General features: G+C 51.6%; 20 protein-coding genes. 8 read left to right on the top strand and 12 right to left on the bottom strand.

The features are described from left to right. Positions 1 to 9 precede the first annotated feature (9 nt). Positions 10 to 1,473: an efflux transporter outer membrane subunit gene (locus tag KDM87_RS03800; RefSeq protein ID WP_212677804.1), complete on the bottom strand. Its 1,464-nt coding sequence runs from the start codon at positions 1,471 to 1,473 to the stop codon at positions 10 to 12. Positions 1,474 to 1,591: 118 nt separating this feature from the next. On the opposite strand from KDM87_RS03800, the gene KDM87_RS03795 reads away from it, so the two are divergent. Both KDM87_RS03795 and KDM87_RS03790 read left to right on the top strand, forming a co-directional pair. Then, positions 1,592 to 2,215 carry a TetR/AcrR family transcriptional regulator gene (locus KDM87_RS03795; protein ID WP_212677803.1) on the top strand — a complete coding sequence of 208 codons (624 nt, stop codon included), beginning with the start codon at positions 1,592 to 1,594 and terminating at the stop codon, positions 2,213 to 2,215. After that, on the top strand, positions 2,206 to 2,583 hold the full coding sequence (locus KDM87_RS03790) for a c-type cytochrome (protein ID WP_329604888.1): 378 nt from the start codon (positions 2,206 to 2,208) through the stop codon (positions 2,581 to 2,583). The genes KDM87_RS03795 and KDM87_RS03790 overlap by 10 nt, the downstream gene beginning before the upstream one ends. Before the next feature lie 315 nt (positions 2,584 to 2,898). On the opposite strand, the gene KDM87_RS03785 is transcribed toward KDM87_RS03790, so the two are convergent. Then, positions 2,899 to 3,405, bottom strand: coding sequence for a hypothetical protein (locus KDM87_RS03785; RefSeq protein ID WP_212677802.1), 507 nt, complete (start codon positions 3,403 to 3,405; stop codon positions 2,899 to 2,901). Between the two features lie 155 nt (positions 3,406 to 3,560). On the opposite strand from KDM87_RS03785, the gene KDM87_RS03780 reads away from it, so the two are divergent. Both KDM87_RS03780 and KDM87_RS03775 read left to right on the top strand, forming a co-directional pair. Beyond that, entirely contained in the window at positions 3,561 to 4,223 is a 663-nt protein-coding gene (locus tag KDM87_RS03780) for a phosphorylase family protein (RefSeq protein WP_212677801.1), read from the top strand. Positions 4,224 to 4,299: 76 nt separating this feature from the next. Beyond that, positions 4,300 to 4,611, top strand: a complete 312-nt coding sequence (locus tag KDM87_RS03775; protein WP_212677800.1) for a hypothetical protein — start codon at positions 4,300 to 4,302, stop codon at positions 4,609 to 4,611. A 42-nt stretch (positions 4,612 to 4,653) separates the two neighbouring features. Here KDM87_RS03775 and KDM87_RS03770 read toward each other — a convergent pair whose 3' ends face one another. The 7 genes from KDM87_RS03770 to KDM87_RS03740 form a co-directional block, all read right to left on the bottom strand. Beyond that, positions 4,654 to 5,355, bottom strand: coding sequence for an ABC transporter ATP-binding protein (locus KDM87_RS03770; RefSeq protein ID WP_212677799.1), 702 nt, complete (start codon positions 5,353 to 5,355; stop codon positions 4,654 to 4,656). Next, on the bottom strand, positions 5,348 to 6,577 hold the full coding sequence (locus KDM87_RS03765; RefSeq protein ID WP_212677798.1) for an FtsX-like permease family protein: 1,230 nt from the start codon (positions 6,575 to 6,577) through the stop codon (positions 5,348 to 5,350). Before KDM87_RS03765 ends, KDM87_RS03770 begins: the two co-directional genes overlap by 8 nt. Beyond that, on the bottom strand, positions 6,574 to 7,812 hold the full coding sequence (locus tag KDM87_RS03760; protein ID WP_212677797.1) for an efflux RND transporter periplasmic adaptor subunit: 1,239 nt from the start codon (positions 7,810 to 7,812) through the stop codon (positions 6,574 to 6,576). Before KDM87_RS03760 ends, KDM87_RS03765 begins: the two co-directional genes overlap by 4 nt. 207 nt (positions 7,813 to 8,019) lie before the next feature. Continuing rightward, positions 8,020 to 9,342: a TolC family outer membrane protein gene (locus tag KDM87_RS03755; protein ID WP_212677796.1), complete on the bottom strand. Its 1,323-nt coding sequence runs from the start codon at positions 9,340 to 9,342 to the stop codon at positions 8,020 to 8,022. A 23-nt stretch (positions 9,343 to 9,365) separates the two neighbouring features. After that, positions 9,366 to 9,689: a rhodanese-like domain-containing protein gene (locus tag KDM87_RS03750; RefSeq protein ID WP_212677795.1), complete on the bottom strand. Its 324-nt coding sequence runs from the start codon at positions 9,687 to 9,689 to the stop codon at positions 9,366 to 9,368. Positions 9,690 to 9,714: 25 nt separating this feature from the next. Next, complete coding sequence (locus KDM87_RS03745) at positions 9,715 to 10,365, bottom strand: protein-L-isoaspartate O-methyltransferase family protein (protein ID WP_212677794.1); 651 nt, start codon at positions 10,363 to 10,365, stop codon at positions 9,715 to 9,717. Between the two features lie 193 nt (positions 10,366 to 10,558). Then, the gene (locus KDM87_RS03740; RefSeq protein WP_329604887.1) at positions 10,559 to 11,197 is read right to left on the bottom strand and encodes a TetR/AcrR family transcriptional regulator; all 639 of its coding nucleotides are present in this window, start codon (positions 11,195 to 11,197) and stop codon (positions 10,559 to 10,561) included. A 446-nt stretch (positions 11,198 to 11,643) separates the two neighbouring features. On the opposite strand from KDM87_RS03740, the gene KDM87_RS03735 reads away from it, so the two are divergent. Beyond that, complete coding sequence (locus KDM87_RS03735) at positions 11,644 to 11,901, top strand: YkgJ family cysteine cluster protein (RefSeq protein WP_212677793.1); 258 nt, start codon at positions 11,644 to 11,646, stop codon at positions 11,899 to 11,901. Positions 11,902 to 11,941: 40 nt separating this feature from the next. On the opposite strand, the gene KDM87_RS03730 is transcribed toward KDM87_RS03735, so the two are convergent. After that, a complete protein-coding gene (locus tag KDM87_RS03730; protein ID WP_212677792.1) occupies positions 11,942 to 15,295 on the bottom strand; it encodes a PAS domain-containing protein in 3,354 nt (1,117 codons plus the stop codon). 336 nt (positions 15,296 to 15,631) lie between these two features. Next, positions 15,632 to 16,141: a hypothetical protein gene (locus tag KDM87_RS03725; protein WP_212677791.1), complete on the bottom strand. Its 510-nt coding sequence runs from the start codon at positions 16,139 to 16,141 to the stop codon at positions 15,632 to 15,634. A 415-nt stretch (positions 16,142 to 16,556) separates the two neighbouring features. Here KDM87_RS03725 and KDM87_RS03720 point away from each other — a divergent pair, with 415 nt between their 5' ends. Genes KDM87_RS03720 through KDM87_RS03710 form a run of 3 tightly spaced genes read left to right on the top strand, consistent with a single transcriptional unit; the run spans position 16,557 to position 20,065 of the window. Beyond that, positions 16,557 to 17,402 (top strand): undecaprenyl-diphosphate phosphatase, encoded by an 846-nt coding sequence (locus KDM87_RS03720; protein ID WP_212677790.1) that lies wholly within the window; start codon positions 16,557 to 16,559, stop codon positions 17,400 to 17,402. A 3-nt stretch (positions 17,403 to 17,405) separates the two neighbouring features. Beyond that, positions 17,406 to 19,250 carry a DNA helicase RecQ gene (gene recQ, locus KDM87_RS03715; protein ID WP_212677789.1) on the top strand — a complete coding sequence of 615 codons (1,845 nt, stop codon included), beginning with the start codon at positions 17,406 to 17,408 and terminating at the stop codon, positions 19,248 to 19,250. Between the two features lie 23 nt (positions 19,251 to 19,273). Then, positions 19,274 to 20,065 (top strand): fumarylacetoacetate hydrolase family protein, encoded by a 792-nt coding sequence (locus tag KDM87_RS03710; protein WP_212677788.1) that lies wholly within the window; start codon positions 19,274 to 19,276, stop codon positions 20,063 to 20,065. A gap of 50 nt (positions 20,066 to 20,115) precedes the next feature. Here KDM87_RS03710 and trmB read toward each other — a convergent pair whose 3' ends face one another. Continuing rightward, positions 20,116 to 20,832, bottom strand: a complete 717-nt coding sequence (gene trmB, locus KDM87_RS03705; protein ID WP_212677787.1) for a tRNA (guanosine(46)-N7)-methyltransferase TrmB — start codon at positions 20,830 to 20,832, stop codon at positions 20,116 to 20,118. Positions 20,833 to 20,961: the final 129 nt, after the last annotated feature.

The following is a 20,961-nucleotide window of genomic DNA, read 5'->3' as shown; positions in this document are numbered from 1 at the left end:
TTTTTTAAATTAAGTATTGGCAGTTGACTGATAGCCGCCACCGAGCGCGCGTTTCATCGCGACATCGAGAGTGAAGGCACGCGCCTCCAGCGTCGTCAGTGCGCGCAGGTTGATCAGCAGACTGTCTTCCGCCGACAACACTTCCAGATACGTTGCCAGACCACCCTGATAGCGATTTTTTGCAACGCTGTAGGCATCGGTCGCGGCGTCAACACCCTGTTTGCTTTTCATCAGTTGCGCACTTAATGCCTGCTGGCTGAGACCCGCACTGGCCACTTCCTGCAAGGCCTGGCTGATAGTCCGGTGATAGTTCGCCACGGCTTCGTTATAGCTGGCGGTACTACTGCGTAACTCTCCCTGTAAGCGACCAGCGGTGAAGATCGGTAAAGAAATTGCGGGGCCAATACTGCCGGTGGACGAACCGCTTTTGCTAAGCATATTCAGATCCAGCGATTGCACACCGATGAATGCCGACAGATTGATGTTGGGGTAAAACTCGGCTTTTTTCTGATCTATGCTGTGCGCGCTGGCTTCGGCTTGCAGGCGAGCCGCAACGATGTCGGGACGGCGTCCTAACAGATTTGTCGCCAGTTCCGCAGGCAAACCGGTGGGCATCTGCAAATTCACGGTGGGACGGGAAATCGCCAGCGCACGGTCTGGCCCTGCGCCCAGCAATGCAGCAATCCGATAGCGCTGCAGACCAATTTGCTCTTCGTTTGCTAACAACTCCGCTTCGGCGCTGATCAGCCGCACTTTCGCTTCACTGAGACCGCCTTTGGTTTCCATGCCATAGGCAAACCGGTCGGCAAACATCTGGACAGTTTTCTGACGGATCTCGACCGAACGTTGCAGCGTGTCGCGCAGTACAAATAATTGCGCCAGATCGGCATACTGACTGGCGATCGCTGCGGCAAGCGTCAGCCGCGCCTGTGCGTATTCGGCGCGGCTGGCTTGCTCCTGTGAAGTCGCCGCCGCCAGTGCAGCGCGATTTCTGCCCCAGAAATCCAGCTCCCAGCTGACATCTAAGGTCGCGCGGCCGTAGTCATTCCAGCCATTCGGCGTCATCGACTTCGGCGTCAGATAGTTGTAACTCATCTTTTGCTCTGTGATCGAGGCATTGGCACTGACCTGCGGCTTCGTCGCCGCATTTTTGACCTGACTGAAGGCTTCTGCTCTTGCCAGTCGTGCGGCAGCAGCGCTCATGTCCGGTGCATCCTGCAAGGCCTCGTCTATCAACGCATTCAGTTGCGCATCCTGATATGCCTGCCACCAACGTTCATCGGGCCAGATGCTGGTAGCGGAGGTAGTCGCTGCGAACGCTTTTGCAGCCGGAAAATCAGCGCCTGTTTTCATCGATAAAGTTGGCTCTGACTGCGGCAACTGGGCACAGCCGCCCAGCGCCAAAGTCAGCGCCAGCAAAGCTCTGCTGAGCTTGATCTGCGGTAAAACCCCGGGTGAAGATATAGAAGACATAAGAAATTCTCTCTTTCGTTCATTACTGTACCGTACAGTACGTTTTACGAATTATAGCAACCTCGTGCTAAAATGAACAGGTCGGTACAGTTATTTATTTTTGAGAGATGCTATTGACATGAAAATGAAAACCGAAGCAAAACGGCAGGCCATACTGAGCGTGGCAGCGCAGGCTTTTCAGGAATTGGGATTTGAGCGGACGTCGATGTCGGAAATCTGCGCCCGGCTGGGCGGCTCGAAAGCAACGCTGTATAACTACTTCGCGTCAAAGGAAGAGTTATTTTTTGAAATCATGTACAAGTCTGCCGAGACCAAGCGCCAGGCAATGTTCGATGCGTTCGACCAGACCAACACGGATATCACCGAAGCCTTGCGTTACTTTGGCGAACATCTGCTGTCATTTCTGTATTCGCCAGAAATCATGGCGCAAAGGCACATGGCAATCACCGCGCCGGGGCAACTTGGCAAACTGCTGTATGAACGCGGCATTCTGAGCAGCCAGAGCATCCTCACAAACTTTCTGCAAGACGCCATGACACAAGGAAAACTGCGCCAGGGAGATGCGGCAGTCGCCACTCTGCAATTACATGGTTTGCTGGAAGCAGAATTGATTAATCCATTTCTGTTCAAGCTGCTGGAGCATGTCAGTGAAGCAGACATCAAAGCAATGACGGCCAGAGCCATCGATGTTTTTATGGCGGCCTATGCACCGCAAAAACCGGCGCAGACAACATGCGCCTGATGCAGCAACACCACCTGCTTCTGCTGATGGCGATGGTTGCGCCGTTAGCGGTCGGCGCAGAAAATGTTGAGGCAGGAAAGTTGCTGTTTACATCGCGCTGTGCGTCCTGCCACCAGATCGGCACGTCCGCACACGGCGGCTTTGCGCCGCAACTGAACGGCGTGATCGGCAGAACGGCGGGTTCGACAACGGACTTTAAATATTCGCCCGCAATGAAAAATGCAAAACTGGTGTGGACAGAAAAAAATCTGCGCGCCTTTTTGCAAGCGCCGGACGATGTTGTGCCCGGCACAAAAATGCGCTTTTATGGCATGAGCGACGACAAGAAAATCGCTGATCTTCTGGCCTACTTGCGCAGCTTTCCGTAAGTCAATCTCAGCGAGCGCCGCTGCTTTTGCAGAACAATGAAAACGACCAGTATGACTGCGGCAAAGCTGGTTATCAGTAGCGATGCAGTTGAGCTGCAGTTACGCTGAAAACCCGTCTTTGACACTGAAAATATCCCCTGATTTTCATAAAAATGGGGAGTATCAGCCAAAACATGCCAGATGTCCTTATAAACAAAGGAGGTCAGAATATACTCCCGGGGGTATATTCTGACCTCCTGAGGCCATTCCGGAGGCCCGGGCACAATGTCTGCGCTAAAACCGCTACAGACATCGTTCGCCAAAACCACAGGCAGATTAATCGTTATGCGGTCCTCTGCCTCGACCATTATCGTGACCACGCCCATTTTCCTGACCACGGTCATTATCTCTGCCGCGACCGTGTTCACGATGATCTCTGTCATCGCGGCCATCGTAACCGCGGTTTGGTCCGTTGTTATAGTCGCGATGCGGTTCACGATATTGACCATCACGATAGCGAGGCACTACCTGGGTGTTATACCAATTCTCGGTCACAAAATAAACCGGCCGGCCACAAGCGTCATAGCGTGAACAATGCTTATCCCAATGTTTGCGATGACCGGGAGGCACGACCAGATACAGCGGCGGTAATGGCGCGGGGCTGCGATAAACAATGCGAGGTTCGCGATAAATTAATTGCGGCTGCGGAAAATTTCCGATATCCAGTTGTCCGTAAAAACCGGGCTGACCAAATTGCACCGATAAATTAACATTCTGCGCTGATGCGGATTCAGCACTCAGCAATGAGGACGCAAGCGCCGCGAATAAAATAAATTTTTTCATATAAGCTCTGTAATTGTCTCTGCTGCTGACAGCAAAATAAATGGCAACCAGACACGCGCCATCATACTATTTCGATGCGGTTGAGTTGAAAATGCCTGCTTTCCCTATAACGTGCTGCGGAGAAAAAGGTTTACAGCATTTTGTTGATGTGCGACATGGCAGCCGATCAGGATACGCAATACCTTACCCGTTTTTCCCTTGAATCCGACTCTCCTCCTATGAAGATCATTGTTCTGTTCCCTACTCAAACCGAAGCCAGCCTGTTTCAACGCGATGATGTGATCAGTATTGTTTCCGGCGTCGGCCTGACGGCAACCACGTATGCAACCGTCAAAGCGATACATGAGCACCGCCCGGATATGCTGATTTTGTCCGGTATTGCCGGCGTCTTTCCTCATTCGCGTTTCAAGATCGGCGATGTTGTGCTGGTCGAAAGTGAAGTGGAAGCCGATCTCGGATTTTTCACGCCGACAGGTTTTGTCCACATGGCGCATCTGCCAATAGAGATGGAATTTGAACGCCGCCATACCTTGCATTGCGAACATATCCCCGCCGGACAGCCATTTCCGCTGGCACACGGCATTTCCGTCAATGCAGCAATGGCGCCGTTTATCGACAACAGCCAATGTGATATCGAAAACATGGAAGGTGCCGCTTTTTTCCATATCTGCCAACTGGAAAAACAGAAATGTCTGGAACTCCGGGCAGTATCAAATTACGTTAAAATCGGCGATGATCAGTGGGATATGCTGGGTTCCGTGCAAGCGATGACCGCGGGCTTACATCAATTGATTAATCATTTACAGAAAAACGAATAAAGCACTTCCCTGATAAGACAGTTCAGACCGGGGAGTGCCGATTCTCCGGCACACTTACGCAGAAGGAAATCATCCGATGAGATCATTACCTGTCATGGAATTTGCGCACAGAATCATGCTGTCGGCACTCTCTGCGTGGATTGCCTGGAGCGCCATTATTGCGTTTGCAGCACCGTATCGCCCCGAAGGTTTTTTATTGATACTGTTCATGTGCTCGCTGGTGCTGGTTTACCTGACCTGCGTATGGGCGGTCACGCCATTGATTTCCCGTCAGTTGTGGTTACTCTGGAAAGTCATTGCGCAGGCCTGCTTTGCACTGGTGCCATTCATGCTCATCGTTGTCTTCGGACATTTTATCGGTCTCAATGTCAGAAACTGGTTCAGCTGAACTCTGTCTGAACCAGCAGAATCAGCAGAACCGGTATTAAGCTCAGGTGCTGGTAGAAATCGACGGAGCGATCCTGCCATCGACCAGCTCTATAGTGCGATCACAACGTTCTGCCAACTCCATATTGTGCGTCACCATCAGAAACGTGGTGTGTTGTTCGGCATTCACCTTACGCATCAGCTCAAAAATTGCATCAGTGGATTTGGTGTCGAGATTACCGGTCGGCTCATCTGCGAGTATCAACGGGGGATTCAGTGCCAGCGCCCGCGCAATCGCTACCCTTTGTTGCTGACCACCCGACATATTCCCTACCAGACTATCCTGCCATTGCTTCAAGCCCACTTCCGCTAACAAATACTGTGCCCGTTCACGCATACGATCATCCGGGCGGCCATTTTGCATCAGCATAGGCATCATCACGTTTTCTGTCGCGCTGAACGCAGTGAGCAGATAATGCGACTGAAACACAAAGCCAATAGCCTGCCCGCGTAACTGCGTCAGCCGCGCCTCATCAAGATTGCCGGTATCCTGACCGGTCATGATCAGTTGCCCGCCACTGGGACGATCCAGTAAGCCTATGATATTGAGCAAGGTGCTTTTGCCGGAACCGGAAGGGCCGATCAATGCAGCAAACTCACCTTGTTGCAGATGCAGATCAATATCAAACAACACCTGGGTTTCTGCCGGTGTGCCAACCGCATACGATTTGCAGACTTGTTGAAGAAGAAGGACAGTATCAGCCACGGATCGCCACCACAGGATCAAGGCGCGCGGCACGTACCGCTGGCGTCGCCGCAGCAAGTACACCAGCCAGCATAGCAAGCAATGCGCTCCAGACAAAAAACTGCCAATCGACGTTAATCACAAACATAGGCGTGCCATCCGGATTTCTGGCGACGATTTTCCACATCGCCAGTAAACCAACCGCCATCATGGAACCAATGACAGAACCTGCTAAACCAACCAGCGCCCCTTGTATCAGGAATATCCGGCGCACCTGCCCGCGGCTGCCGCCCATCGCCCGCAGGATGCCTATATCTTTTTGCCGCTGCACAACCGACACTACCAGGACGCTGGCGATCCCCGCTGCGACCGACAGCGCAACAAAAACACGGATCAACAAACTGGAATAGGTCTGCGCCCGCATCGCCAGAAAAAACTGGCTGTTAGTCGTTATCCAGCTCAGTGCGTTCAGCCCCGTACTGTTGGCAATAGATTGCGCAATATCCTCCGCGCTGTAAGGATCATGCACCGTTAATTCTATGTTCGACACGCCACCGACCATATTCAATAAATTCTGTGCAGTCGATAACAGCACATACACATTACGTTGATTAGCAGCGCGACTGCCCAAATCAAAAATGCCGACAATATTCAAAATCAGACTGGTGCCAGCCGCTGAATTGAGGCGTAATTTATCGCCGAGCCCAACGCCCATGTCTTCCGCCAGTTGCGTGCCTATCATGACGTCGGTATTCGTCAGGCGAAAAACGCCGGCGGTTATTTTTTCTGAGAGCGGCACGATCTTGTTGTATTGCTCGGGCAAAATGCCGATCACCGACACTGATTGCGTGGCACTGCCGCGCACCACCAGTGCCGGCCCAGTTGTGGTTGGCGAGACAGTCACAACGTCGTTACGCGCCTCGACCTGATCGCGGATTTTTTGCCACTGGTCGATGGTATTCACACGCTGCGATGGTTTTTGTATGGTCGTCACGATCTGCTGTCCCGGTGCCGCAAGCAATGCCGGCGTGGCCTGTTGCTTCGGTCTTTCTAGCGTGATATGTGGCTGCGAACTTAATACGCGGCGAAATAAATTCGCCTGCAAGCCAGCCAGTAAGGCCGACATAAATACAATGACGCCAACACCGATCGCAACCCCGAGAATAATAAACAGAGATTGCATGCGCCCCTCGCGCAGAAAGCGGGTGGCGACTATCCACTCAAAAGGAAGCCAGCGATTCATGACTGCGGATTTTTCGTGACGACAGGACGTACCCGCTGCCCCGCCTCTATTGTCATATTCGTCGCTGGCAGCACAACATCATGCGGATTCAGCCCGGAAGTAATCTCCACGCTTTTATCGCCGCGTATGCCTATCGTCACAGGACGCCGCACTGCGCGCCCATCCACCACCGCCATCACCCACGGATGCAGCGTACTGGCATCGCGGATCGCTTCCACATTCAACGATAAAGCATCGCGGCTTCGGGCGACTTCTATCTCTACCGATACCGTCATATCCTGCGTCAGAAACAGCGGTGACTTTAATACGTTCAATTTGACATTCACTGAGCCGCGTTGGGCATCAACACCGGGATTAATATACGCGACTTGTACCGGAAATTTCTGGCCCGGATAGGCATCAGTCACGCCGAAAGCAGGCTGCCCCATGCGGATGTAACGCAGATTCTTTTCGTCTATCTGCACCACCAACTGGCTGATTCCTGCGGGTGATAACACCATCAGGATTTTGCCCGGTTGTACGATATCGCCACGTTCTACATCTCTGGCAATCAGCACACCATCGACCACCGCCGTGATTCTGGTGTGCTCAAGTTTGGCCTGCGCTGCTGCCAGATTCGCTTTCGCCTGCTGTAATCCGGCAACGGCGAGTTGATAATCGCTGCCATCGGGCTTACTCGATTGCAGCTGGAATTGCGCACTCTTTAACTGACTTCGCGCAACGTCGAGCGCACGCTGTGACTCATCGAGCTGCGACTTACCGACAAAGCCCTGTGTCACCAGCTCGCGGGTGCGCTGATATTGCTTCTCGACGTTGATCAGATTAGCCTGTGCCTGTACCAGCACTTGCTCCGAGGTTGGCTGCGTCAGCTGTTGCAACTGCCTGAGTCTGGCTTCTGCTTGCCGGATATTCGCCTGCGCCAGCTCCAGTGCTGCTTTTTCGTCGGCAGCAGCCAGCTCTATCAACAGATCCCCGGCTCGCACAGTCTGCCCTTCTTTGACGGGAACAGCAGCGACGCGCCCGGTAATTTGCGTACCGATATCCACTCTTGCTGGTGTCGCCACCCTGCCGCTGGCAACCACGGTTTGTACTAATTCACCGCGTTGCAAAGTAAAGACCTCCAACCGGGGACCAAACAGCGCGGAAGAAAAAATCAGGCCCGACAGCAAGATGAATCCTGCCAGAACAAAGACTGGTATCAGCCAACGCTTATTCAAAAACCCGGGTAACGCCATAAATGACTTTCATGAATAAATAAGTAGCCAAGCTGGACGACAACATCGGTGTACCAGCGATCAGCTCCTATGATACGTCAGTGTTTACCCTGCACTGAAATACAAATTGATATGCAACAAACTGGCATGATCAAAATCAAAAAAGCCCGCATTCGGCGGGCTTTTTTGTTGTCGAACGATTGTTCTCAAATCGACTTGTTGTCGTTTTTAGCGCTGCAACAAGGTATTCACTTCAGATAAATCTTCTTCTTTCAATGTCCCTGCTGCCGACTTCAGACGCAGGCCATTCATGATGGTGTCGTAACGTGCTTTCGCCAGATTCTGACGCGTGGTGTACAACTGTTGTTGCGCATTCAGCACATCGATATTGATGCGAACACCAACCTGATAACCGAGTTTATTGGAATCCAACGCAGACTGACTGGAAATTTCTGCTGCCTCATATGCTTTAACCTGTGCCAGACCGCTGGTCACGCCGGTATAAGCCTGACGCGCTCCCTGCGCTGCGCTGCGACGATTGGTTTCCAGATCATTGCGGGCTTTTTCTTGCAAAGCAACGGCTTCTTTAACTTTGCTGTCGACTGCAAAACCGGCAAATAATGGAATGCTCCATTGCACACCGATCGTCGTCGGTTTTACAACGCCGGTGCCGGTGGAAGAAGCGCCACCTGTTGCGGTACGGCCGGTACTTGCCACCAGATCCAGCGTCGGATAATGTCCGGCGCGGTTTCTTTCAATTTCACGTTTCGCAACTTCAACAGCCACTTCGGACGCGACAACATTGAAGTTTTGTTTTTCGGCTGAGCTGACCCACTCATTCACCGCCGCGGGCTGCGGTGAATTCAGTTTTACACCGGCTTTCAGTGTCGCCAGTTCACCCGTTTCTTTACCAATGATTTGTTGTAAAGCTGAACGCTTCACCTGCAGATCACTTTGTGCAGCGAATTCCTGCGCCGTTGCCAGATCGTAACGTGCCTGCGCTTCATGCGTATCGGTGATGGTTGAAGTACCGACTTCAAAATTGCGTTTCGCGGATGCCAGTTGTTCTGAGATCGCCACTTTTTGCGCCTGCAATGTTGCCAGCGTATCTTGTGCGGCCAGCACATCGAAATATGCCTGACCGACACGTACGATCAGATCCTGTTTTGCCTGCGCAAACTGGGCTTCGCTGATCACGACAGACAATTTACCTTGTTCGTATTGTTGCCAGTTTGCCCAGCGGAACAAAGGCTGCGACAAGGCAAGCGACCATGTATTCGAGAAGGTCGTAAAATTGCGATCCGCATTCGCGATATCGGGTTGTGATTCGACGCGTGAACGGGTATCACTCCCGTTCAGACCTATCGTTGGCAGCAAACCAGCGCGTCCCTGCACTGACTTTTCCTGACCTGCCGTCAGCGAGGAACGGGCACTCGCATATTGAGGGTCGTTGGCGAGCGCATCCTGATAAATTTGCAGCAAATCAGTAGCATTCGCACTCAGCGACAGGAAAGCACTTGCAAGCAGTGCAGCAACAACTGGATTACGCATGAAACACTCCGAATAAAAGTTAGTTAATAGGTCGGCATAGCCGGATCGACTTGCTGTGCCCACGCATGCACACCACCAGTCAGGTTAATCACTTTGCTGTATCCCCGGTGTTCGAGGAAATGAGCGACTTGCATACTGCGACCACCGTGATGACAAATACAAACAATCGTCGCATCCTCATCCAGCTCATTCAAGCGCACAGGAACTGTTTGCATAGGCATCAGTTGAGCACCCTCGATATGACAAGTTTCATACTCGCCAGGTTCCCGGACATCGAGTAAAAGCGGAGGTTTTTTACTGCTATCAGTCAGCCATTGAGCCAGTTCTTGTGCGGTGATGTGTTGCATACGTTATCTATTTTGACTAACAGAATCAGAATTTGAATTGTGAGGAAGGTACGGCACCCGGTGCTGCCGCAACCACCGTATCAAACACACTGCGAGTGTCGTATGCAGCGTCAGCAGAGCGGGTGATCAGTTCTGCTTGCATGACTGGCAAGCGACCAACAATCGCCAGCAAACGGCCACCAACATTTAATTGCTTTTTCAGTGTTTCAGGAACAGCTTCGACGGCACCGGCGATCACGATCACATCATACGAACCTGTGTGCTGACCGGATAATCCATCCGCCAGTAAAACGCTGACATTCCGTACGCCATCTGCCGCCAGATTTTTTTCAGCGAGTTCTTTCAGCGCGAGTGATGTTTCCAAAACAGTCACGTGGCTGGACATATGCGCCAGCAAAGCCGCCAGATACCCGGATGCAGCGCCAATCAGCAGCACGGATTCCTGTTTTTTGAGGCCCAGTTCCTGAACAATGCGCGCCTCCAGTTTCGGGCTCATTGCTTTAGAGCCGTCCGGCAATGGCAACTCTGTGTCAAAGAAAGCCAGTGTTTTCTGGTCTTGCGGAAAATAATTTTCCCGTTTCACCACAATCAACATATCCAAAATATCCTTATCCAACACGTTCCAAGGACGTATTTGTTGTTCAATCATGTTGAAACGGGCTTTTTCGATATTCATTTGTTCACTCGATTGCATAAATTAAAGGAACCCGCATTTTATCAAAGCACTGCTCTGTATGCCGGTTTGATTCCGGTATTCAGCGATATTTAATGTCTTTTCAGTACGCCGTTTTCTGTTTAAGTAGACACCGGAATCATTCAGCCTGGTGTAAATCACCAAGGCCACAATTGGCGCATCAGCCGGGCTACATTTATCCCTGCCGTATCAATAAACTATTCCAGGCCATCTGGATGTAATGTTCCAGATAAACATTGAGTTTTTCTGGCTCAATCTGACACACGCATGACGAGTGCTTCCACATCATCATCATGATTACCGGCGCTATCAACAATCTGGTATCGATTTCCAGATCGATATTCCGTATCTCACCACGCTGCATTCCCCGCGCCAGCACCGATGCCAACAACGCCTCACCGCGCGCAATCACTTCATCCTGATAAAACCGTGCAAGTTCGGGAAAATTTCCGGCTTCCCCCATCATCAGTTTTGGTAAACCGGATAACTTAGTTTCTCCGGCATTTCGCCACCAGCTCAGCGTCAATTCCCGGAACAGACTTTCTGTATCACCTTCAAAAGCCGTGATCATTCCCGCAGCTTCACCCAGCAACGGCACGATGTTTTCGCGCACGACTGCTTTAAACAAATCTTCCTTGCTTGAAAAATACAAATACAAGGTTCCCTTAGAGACGCCCGCAGCTTTCGCAACATCATCCAGACGGGTTGCCGCGAAACCGCGCTCAACAAACAGATTTAACGCAGCAGCAAGCAATTCCTGAGGACGAGCTTCTTTGCGGCGCTCCCATTTCGGTTTAAACGGACATGACATCATAACGATAACTTTTCACTGAATCTCAATACAGCGCACACCGTCAGGTCATATACAAACATGACAACCTTTAAGTGATGCACACTGCCTTTGTAAGTATAAATAACTTACCCATGAGTCAGCAATGTAATCCGCCGTCCAGATAGCGTCAAGCAGCGATTCCTGCGCATCATGCAAGAAAGACAGCAGCAAAACCAGGCAAATGCGACAAAATGCCAAAATCTGCACTTAAAATGTTGAATTGACGGTATCACCTGCACGCGGGTACTAGCCGTTTTACTAAGCGCAAGGCCATCGCGCCCCGGCTCATTAATCATTCGATGTCTAAGTAAGTATGAAAAGAATTCACAGTCGCAAGCCAACACGCGCATATTCAGGAAACGCTGTTAACGCATTCCACAGAACCATATCCGGCCAGTCTGCCTTATCACAAAAAAAGGATGTGATCCATGCAATGTCGTGATGCGTGTGGCGCATGCTGTATCGCACCGTCGATTTCCAGCCCCATACCAGGCATGCCCGAAGGGAAGCCTGCGGGAGTTAAATGCATACAACTGGCAGATGATCTGCGATGTCTGATTTTTGGTAAGCCGGAGCGACCAGCCTGCTGTTCGGGCTTGCAGGCATCGCCTGACATGTGCGGAACAAATCGTGAACACGCAATGTTATGGTTGCATGAACTGGAAAAAGCGACCGCGCCGCGATGAACAAATCATGCAAATGCTGAATCCCGCACTGTTGTTATTTTTACGCCTGGACGATGCGGTTGCGTCCGCCGTTTTTAGCCCGATACAGCGCTGCATCGGCCTCCGCTAAAATGCTTTCGGGGCTGCCACTCAGCGGTGCGATGCCTCCACTCAAAGTGATTCTGACGATATGGCCTTCACCGGAATTGATATTACTGTCTTCCAAGGCAATACGTAAACGTTCAGCGACCATCATGCCATCTTCAGCGCTGGTATTCGGTAATAGCACAGCAAACTCCTCGCCCCCCAGACGGCCAGCCAGATCGTCTTTACGCATGGTATTACCGTGCAATAGTCCCGCAAGGTAGACCAGCACTGCATCGCCGGCAGGGTGACCAAAGCTGTCATTCACATGCTTGAAGTGATCGAGGTCGAGCATGATCAGCATGCCGCCTTTTCCACCTTGTGCGATCAATGCCAGCTCTGCCTGCAGACGCGCCATGAAGGCGCGGCGATTCGCCAATCCCGTCAGCGCATCTGTCGTCGCTAAATACTCCAGATTCTGCTCATGGCGTCGCCGCTCGGTGACATCACTGACGATCATCAGGCGACCAATATTGTCATCGCCGTTTTTCAGCGGAATCAGATTAATTCTGATGGTGCGACCATCCGGCAAACTGTATTCGCCATCTTCGACAGATTCTTTGAATGCATCCAGAATGTCTTGCGAAATCATTTTGCGAAAGGCTTCCCGGTTGATTCCGGTCAGCGCCACAGGAGGCGTCTGCACGCCCAGAAGATCACAGATCACCCGGTTCGCCACAACAACGTCGCCATTCTGATTTTGCGCCAGAACGCCACCCGGAAAATGTTGTATGACTTCGAATAAGTGCGCACGGGTACTGCGTAATGCATCTTCTATGCGCCGGCGCTCGGTAGTATCCACCATCGTCCATATCAGATCACCCTCAGAATTATCGGGATCGAGCAAACTACCGCGAACCGCAAACCAGCGTAACTCGCCACCAACGATAAACTGTTGGTAATCAATAGTAATACCGCCGTCCTGCCGCACCGTTCTGTAATAGCCGCCAAAGGTATCAAAAGAATCATCATCAGGATGGATGATGCGCATGCTCCTGCCGGTTAATGCTAATCCATCTTCAGAAAACGTATCAATTGCACGCTGATTTGCCAGACGGATAATGCGCTGCGGAGTAGTCACAAACAAAGCCGCTGCCGCGTTATCGAGCAAGGCACGGCGCAACGTCGTATCAGCCATGCGCTGACTGATGTCCGTCTGCGTTCCTATAACCTGTTGTCCTTTGCCATTGAGTTCCTGCGTAATCTGGCCGCGTATTTCTACCCAACACCAATCACCTTGCGACGTCAGCAGACGGGTTTCAACATGAAACGGCTCACTGCGCTCCACTTGTGTCTGCAATTGCAGTATCACGCTCGCTCTGTCGTGCGGATGCAGCCACTGGCACCAGTCATCAAATTGAATCGTATCGTCGTGTGCCGGATAGCCCAGCATTTCCTGACAACGCGCATCGAGTTGCATCTGCCCACTGGTAAGATCCCAGTTCCAAAGACCGTCCTGCACTGCCAATACGGTCAGGCGTAAACGCTCTTCGCTTTGTTGCAGTGCTTCATGCTCTGCATGCTGTTTGGTTACGTCTTGTATATAACCATGCCACAAGGTATTGCCGTCCGCTTCACGCTCAGGATTAGAACATCCGGATAACCAGCGTATCTCACCGTTATCACGGACAAAGCGATATTCGTTGAACCAGGGCGTCAGCGAACGGGCGGATTCGTCAATACTGGCGCGCAGTTGCGGCTGATCCAGAGGATGAACGTGCTCAAGCAGAAAAGTAATATCCTTGGCCGCTTCTTCCGGTGTTGTATCGTAAATATCCACGATATGCGGACTCGCATACGGGAAATAGCCGCTACCATCAGGGCGTTGGCGATATTGATAAACAACACCCGGTACTTGCGCCACCAGTTTGGTCAGGCGTTGCTCCAATTCTATGCGTGCAGCCTCGACTTCACGCCGTGCGGAAATATCGGTGAAAATACCAAACACCTTGCGTGCCCGGCCATCTTCATCATGCAGAATCACCCTGCCGCGCGCACTGATCCAACACCATTCTCCATCGCTGCGCAGCATTCGGTGTTCGTTCTCAAAGTTATCGGTTTTACCCTGGCGTACCTGTTCCAATTCGGCACGCACCGCTGGCCAATCATCCGGATGAATCAAACGCCGGATTCCCTCAATACTCTGTTCAAGATCGTCCGAGCTGATACCCAATATGAAATGAATACGACTATCGATGTTCATATGATCGTTACTCAGATCCCAATCCCAGACACCGAATGCACCACCTTCCAGCGCCATCTCGAAACGCTGCATATTCTCTTGTAGCAAAATCTGTTTGCGACGCACACGCTCGAATAAGGAAACAATCCACAACACGGCAGCCAGAATAACAAGCGTACCGAGCGCATTTCTCCAGCGACTGTCAGAAATCGCCTCTTGCAAATTGGCCAGTGCACGCTCACTATCGAGACCGACGCTGACGACGAGCGGATAATTTTTCAAGCGGTTCCAGGCGTAGTAACGCTCGATACCATCAACCTTTGCCTTGACGTGATATTCCCCCTGGCTTTTTTCTGGCATCCGTACAAATTCACGTTCCGGCGATACCCATTGCGTCATCGCCTTATCCTGCATGACCGAGCGCGCCAGATAGCTGCCATCGTTGCGCACGACAAATGCGACATCGCTGCCGCCGGAAAACACCTCACGGAAATAATTGGAAATGTAATCGGGTGAGATGGAAAGCACCAGCACACCGGCAAATTGACCGGCACGCTCCACTGGATAGGAAAACTGAAGCGACCATTTGCCGGAAACGCGCCCCATTATCGGACGGCTGATAAATAATTTTGCAGGGCCGCCATGCGTATGCACCCGGAAATGCTCACGGTCCGCAATCGACACTTTAGGTGCCGCGCCCTGCGAACCGGACAAACTCGAATAAATGAGATTTCCATTGGCATCAGCGACGGCAATTTGCAAGATGCTGTCAGGCGGAAAAGTCTTGAGCGCGGTCTCAACTGAATGCGGAAAATCCGCTGCACGGTCAGTCACGAATTTCGTTGCGAGCGTGTGCGCCAGATATTCGAGGCTGGCGATCGATGAGCTGACCTGCGTCACCATCGCGGCCGACATTTGCACTGCCCGCAAACGCGTCTGATATTTGTTGTCTTCTAATTCAGATGCCTGATAACGCAGCAACTGCGCCCAATACAATGCGCACAACAATAATGCCAGCGCAATCGCAATGAAGGGACGTAAAAATACACGGTGACGGGGGAAAATTCTGCTGGATATCATTTTAATCATGCTTTCAACTACCGGGCATTCACATCGGTAGCTTTCTGTTTCGCACGCGTTGACCTCAACACGTGCAACTAAGTTCAGAATAAGCGATTTACTGACGAAACAGAACAGAGCAAAAACTCTATCTTTGCGGAAACTCAGGCGATATCAAACCATTGACACAATGATTGACATTTAGTCGTCAAAAATAGACAGAAATGTGTTTACGATTTTGCATCGGCAAAAGAAAATGCACCGTCAACAATTGACGATGCATTTGAAGAATAAAACGATGAAGAACGTCATTCCAAAAATAGAATGACGAAAAATTAAGTAGCAGCAGCGCCAGCTGATTTCTGATTACAGCAGGCGCATACGCATGGTGTCGCCATTCAGAAAGAAAAGCGATACGCCGTCGTCGTGCGCTTTCACCAGATCAACCTGTTGTTCGAGCACCGTTGCATAGATTTTCTTGCCATCGGCGCGGAAAATTCCGAACCAGCATTTGCTATTGGAAATCAGCTTAGAGACCGAACGGGCCGCCAGAAATAAATACTCACTGCCGCGCACATTCATGCTGGCGCTCAGTATCTGTCCGCGTGCAAATGGCGTTGGTAAATGCGCCGAAATAATCCGCGCGCCCTGATGATCAACTTCCATCACCGCACCTTTGGTTGGCCGCGATGGCTTCACGACAAATTGATACGGCCCCATATTTGTCGGCACCTTCGCCGCAATTTCTGCGGTTTCCGGAAAATCCTGAAAATACGCCTCTGAATTTGCTTGCGGCTTCAGGGAAGCGCTGGTTTGTATGCCGGATTTTTGCATGGTGATCTCTCCTCGCTGGCAATGATGTGCAGGTATCTGCATTCGTTTTCCATCTCATCACTCAACAAGGCGATCACGATGGATGCGCAAAGTATCTTTAAACCACACACGAACAACAATAATTTTTAATTAAGTATTAAATTCCGATACTACGCGTAGCAATATCTGCACGGCAGTGATTTCACTGTCTAAACCGGGTTACACAGACAAAAATATACTCCCCCCAGTATCAAAAACAGCCCAGCAAATACGCTGAGGTTAAGCGTATTATTCAAAAATAGGGGGGGAGTATGCATTTCCGCTCCTATTTCGCCGGGCACGGACGGCAAAAACCAGAATTGAGTCGCGTCTGGCATGTTAAGCTTCGTGCCTGCTAAAACTGCGGTTTCCGTCCGGCTCAACATTGCCCGGTTCAACATCGCCCGCTTCTACATCGATTAAACAAGTGACAAACGCTATGGATTTACTGCTCGCCGTTAAAATTATCATCATGGGCATCGTCGAAGGTCTGACAGAATTTTTGCCTATTTCTTCCACCGGTCATCTGATCCTGACCGGCAGCCTGTTGAACTTCACCGGTGAGACGCAAAAAGTCTTTGAAATCGTGATTCAGGCCGGCGCTATTTTCGCCGTGTGCTGGGAATACCGCGCCAAAATCGCTGCGGTGTTGACTGGCTTGGGAAGCGATCCCAAAGCGCGCAAATTCACGCTCAATTTGCTGATCGCCTTTTTTCCGGCAGCCATTCTGGGCTTGCTGTTTTCCAAACACATCAAAGCGGTGTTGTTTGCCCCGGTGCCAGTGGCGCTCGCTTTCATCGTCGGTGGTCTGATTATTCTGTGGGTAGAACGCAATCAGAAAGGTGCCGACACGCACGACGACAGCCATGCGCGGATACAGACCGTAGATGACATGACGCCACTCGATGCGCTCAAAATCGGCATCGCGCAGGCGTTTGCACTGATCCCGGGCACCAGCCGTTCCGGCGCTACCATTATCGGCGGCATGTTGTTCGGACTGTCACGCAAAGCGGCAACCGAATTCTCCTTTTTCCTGGCGATACCAACGCTGCTGGGCGCTACGGTTTATTCGCTCTACAAAGCCAGAAACGAATTGTCGATGGCAGATTTGCCGATGTTCAGTCTGGGTACCGTGGCGGCGTTTATTTCCGCGTTCTTTTGCGTACGCTGGCTGCTGCGCTACATCAGCTCGCACAATTTCAATGTGTTCGCCTGGTATCGTATCGCGTTCGGCATCATGATTCTGATCACCGCATATACCGGCATGATTCAATGGGTTGATTAAGCAGTGTCATCAGCAAGTTATCCCGCCAATACGGTTGATCAGGCGCTGCACCTGCTGCAAACCGTTTTTGGCTATCCCGCTTTCCGTTCGCAACAAGGCCAGATCGTAGAACACGTCGTCCACGGTGGCGATGCACTGGTACTCATGCCCACCGGTGGCGGTAAATCGCTGTGCTATCAGATTCCGGCGCTGATCCGGCACGGCGTTGGCATCGTTGTCTCTCCGCTGATCGCGCTGATGCAGGATCAGGTTGATGCGCTGGCCGAAGTCGGTGTGCGTGCAGCCTTTCTGAATTCCACCCAGAGTTTTGACGAGATACTTGCGGTCGAAAAAAAGATGCGCGAAGGCGAGCTCGATCTGGTCTACATCGCGCCCGAACGTTTGCTGACACAACGCTGTCTGGAATTGCTGGAAATCGTCGATATCGCTTTGTTTGCAATTGACGAAGCGCATTGCGTATCGCAATGGGGACATGATTTCCGCCCTGAATATATCCGCCTGTCGATACTGCACGAACGCTTTCCGCAGGTACCACGGATTGCGCTGACGGCCACCGCAGATCAGCAGACCCGCGATGAAATCATCCATCGCCTGCAACTCGAAAATGCGCTGCAGTTTGTGTCTTCATTTGACCGCCCGAACATACGCTATCAGATCGTCGAGAAAGCAAACGGGCGCAAACAGTTACTGGATTTCATACAGGCGCAACATGCAGGTGACGCCGGTATCGTGTATTGCCTGTCGCGCAAAAAAGTCGAGGAAACGGCAGACTTTCTGAATGAAAACGGCATCACCTCCCTGCCCTATCATGCCGGTATGGACATGACGGAGCGCAGCCGCAATCAGGCGCGTTTCCTGCGGGAAGACGGTATCGTCATGTGCGCCACGATTGCGTTTGGCATGGGGATAGATAAGCCGGACGTGCGTTTCGTTGCTCATCTGGATCTCCCCAAAAGCGTCGAAGGTTATTATCAGGAAACCGGTCGCGCCGGGCGCGATGGTGCGAGCGCGAATGCCTGGATGGCATACGGTTTACAAGATGTCGTGCAGCAGCGCCGCATGATCGATGAATCGGAAGCCAACGATACATATAAACGCGTGCAGGGCGCCAAGCTCGATGCGATGTTATCGCTGTGCGAAACCCTGAATTGCCGCCGCGTGCAACTTCTTGATTATTTCGGCCAGCCATCCGAACCTTGCGGTAACTGCGACACCTGCCTCAGCCCACCGACCTCATTCGATGGCACGATCGCGGCGCAAAAAATACTGTCCACCATTTACCGCGTCGATCAGCGTTTTGCTGCGGGTCACATTGTCGATGTCTTGCGCGGTATCGATACCGAACGCGTGCAACAGTGGCGCCACGAACAATTATCAACCTATGGCATAGGATCGGACAAAAGCGAAGCCGAATGGCGCGCTATTCTGCGCCAGCTGATTGCGCTCGGCCTGATTGCCGTTGACTATGAAAATTACAGCGCGCTGAAACTGACCGAAGCCTCGCGCGCTGTCTTACGCGGTGAAACCAAAGTGCAGTTGCGTCAGTACAAAAAAGCAGAAAAAGCGGTGAAACATAAACGCCAGTCTGCGAAAGATTATGCGGAAACCGAGCTCGGTGCAGAGGAACAGGCATTGTTTGACAAACTACGCTGGTGGCGCGTCGAAACAGCGCGCACGCACAATGTTCCGGCGTATGTGATTTTCCCGGATGCGACATTGCGCGAGATCGCCCGCAACGCCCCGCAAACACTGACTGCGCTGCGCGCGATTTCCGGCGTCGGTGATAAAAAACTCGACAGCTACGGCACTGAAATCCTGCAACTGATTGCAGAACTGCACGCTGCCTGACATGACACTGGAGTAATCTGCATATGCCTTCGTTTCACACTGATCAGCAGCGCATTTCTGAGGCAGGCGCTATCCTGCTCGAACGCCGGCGTAACGGCAGCAAAGGCGAACGATTACCACAATCCTGTCGCCCGCAAAATCTGGATCAGGCACTGGCGATACAAGCGGAAGTCAGCATACAATCTGCAGACAGAATAGCGGCATGGAAATGCGGAATGCCGGGCACAGACAAGGTCGTGCTTGCACCGATTTATGCCAGCACCGTGTTTCAGGAAACGGAGACCTGCGAAGTCTGGAGCGATCAGCAATGCGCACGCATAGAACCTGAACTGGCCTTTATTCTCGGGCATGATTTACCAGCTCGCGCAGCGTCTTATACGGTAGCCGAAATCGATGCTGCGATAAAAGAAACACGATTGGCGCTGGAATTGATAGGCACGCGTTACAGCGATCCCGACGCGGCCAGTTTTGCCGAACATCTTGCGGATGGACTGTTTAATCAGGGCTTGTATCTCGGCCCGGTGATCCAAGCTGACAACGCGACAAACTTGCAAACGATGCCGATCACAATCAGCCTTGCCGGACAAACATTTCAAGAATTTTCTGGTGTGCATCCGGCAGGTAACACACGCGCGCCGCTGTACTGGCTGATTGAATTTCTGCGTAATCGTGGTCAGGATTTGCAGGCAGGTCAGGCCATTATTACCGGCTCTTATGCTGGCAGCCCCGATGTTCCTTTACATGAAGATATCAACGTCAGTTTCGGGCAGCTCGGTAAACTCCAGGTGCGTTTTATCAGTAAATCACCGGCATAAAAAAGGCAGCTCAGACTAACTGGCTGCCATTACTTATCTCGCTGCTGAACTTATTTTTTACGGAACACCAGATCCCAGACACCGTGCCCTAAACGCAGGCCGCGGTTCTCAAATTTAGTCACAGGACGATAATCAGGACGCGGCGCATAGCCGTCTGCCGTATTTTCCAGCGCTGGCTCGGCACTCAACACTTCGAGCATCTGCACAGCATATTCTTCCCAGTCAGTCGCACAATGCAGATAACCACCAGGCGCCAGTCGTGACGCCAGTAATTGCACCAATGGTCCCTGTATCAGGCGGCGCTTATTGTGACGTGCCTTATGCCAAGGATCAGGAAAGAATACGTGTACACCATGCAAAGACGCTGGCGCAATCATATTGGTTAAGACTTCGAATGCATCATGCTGAATAATGCGCTGGTTTTGCAAGCCCATCTCATCGGTCAGTTTCAGCAAACTGCCAACACCCGGCGTGTGTACTTCAACACCGATAAAATTTTTCTCAGGCATGCCGGCAGAAATCTTGGCACTGGTTTCACCCATGCCAAAACCAATTTCAAATACCGTCGGCGCATGACGACCAAAAGCCGCGTCAATATCGAGTAGCTCTTTTTTATACGGTATACAAAAACGCGGCCCCAGAGTTTCAATCGCACGCGCCTGCGCATCAGACAAACGTCCGGCGCGGGTCACAAAGCTGCGGATGCGGCGCTCAGTAGGATCATAAAACAGCGGTTTGCTGCTGTCAGCAGGCTTGGAATCAGACATACGGGAAATTATAGGAAGAATTTACTGGAGCGGGTGAAGGGAATCGAACCCTCGTATGAAGCTTGGGAAGCTCTATTAGATTTCTAATATCTACGCGGGTTTCGACGGCGTTTCAGTTCCGCAAAAGCG

This window comes from Cognatundibacterium rivi, assembly GCF_018139565.1.
Classification (GTDB): Bacteria; Pseudomonadota; Gammaproteobacteria; order Burkholderiales; family Burkholderiaceae_D; genus Undibacterium; species Undibacterium rivi.
This window is presented reverse-complemented; position numbering and strand designations above follow the sequence as displayed.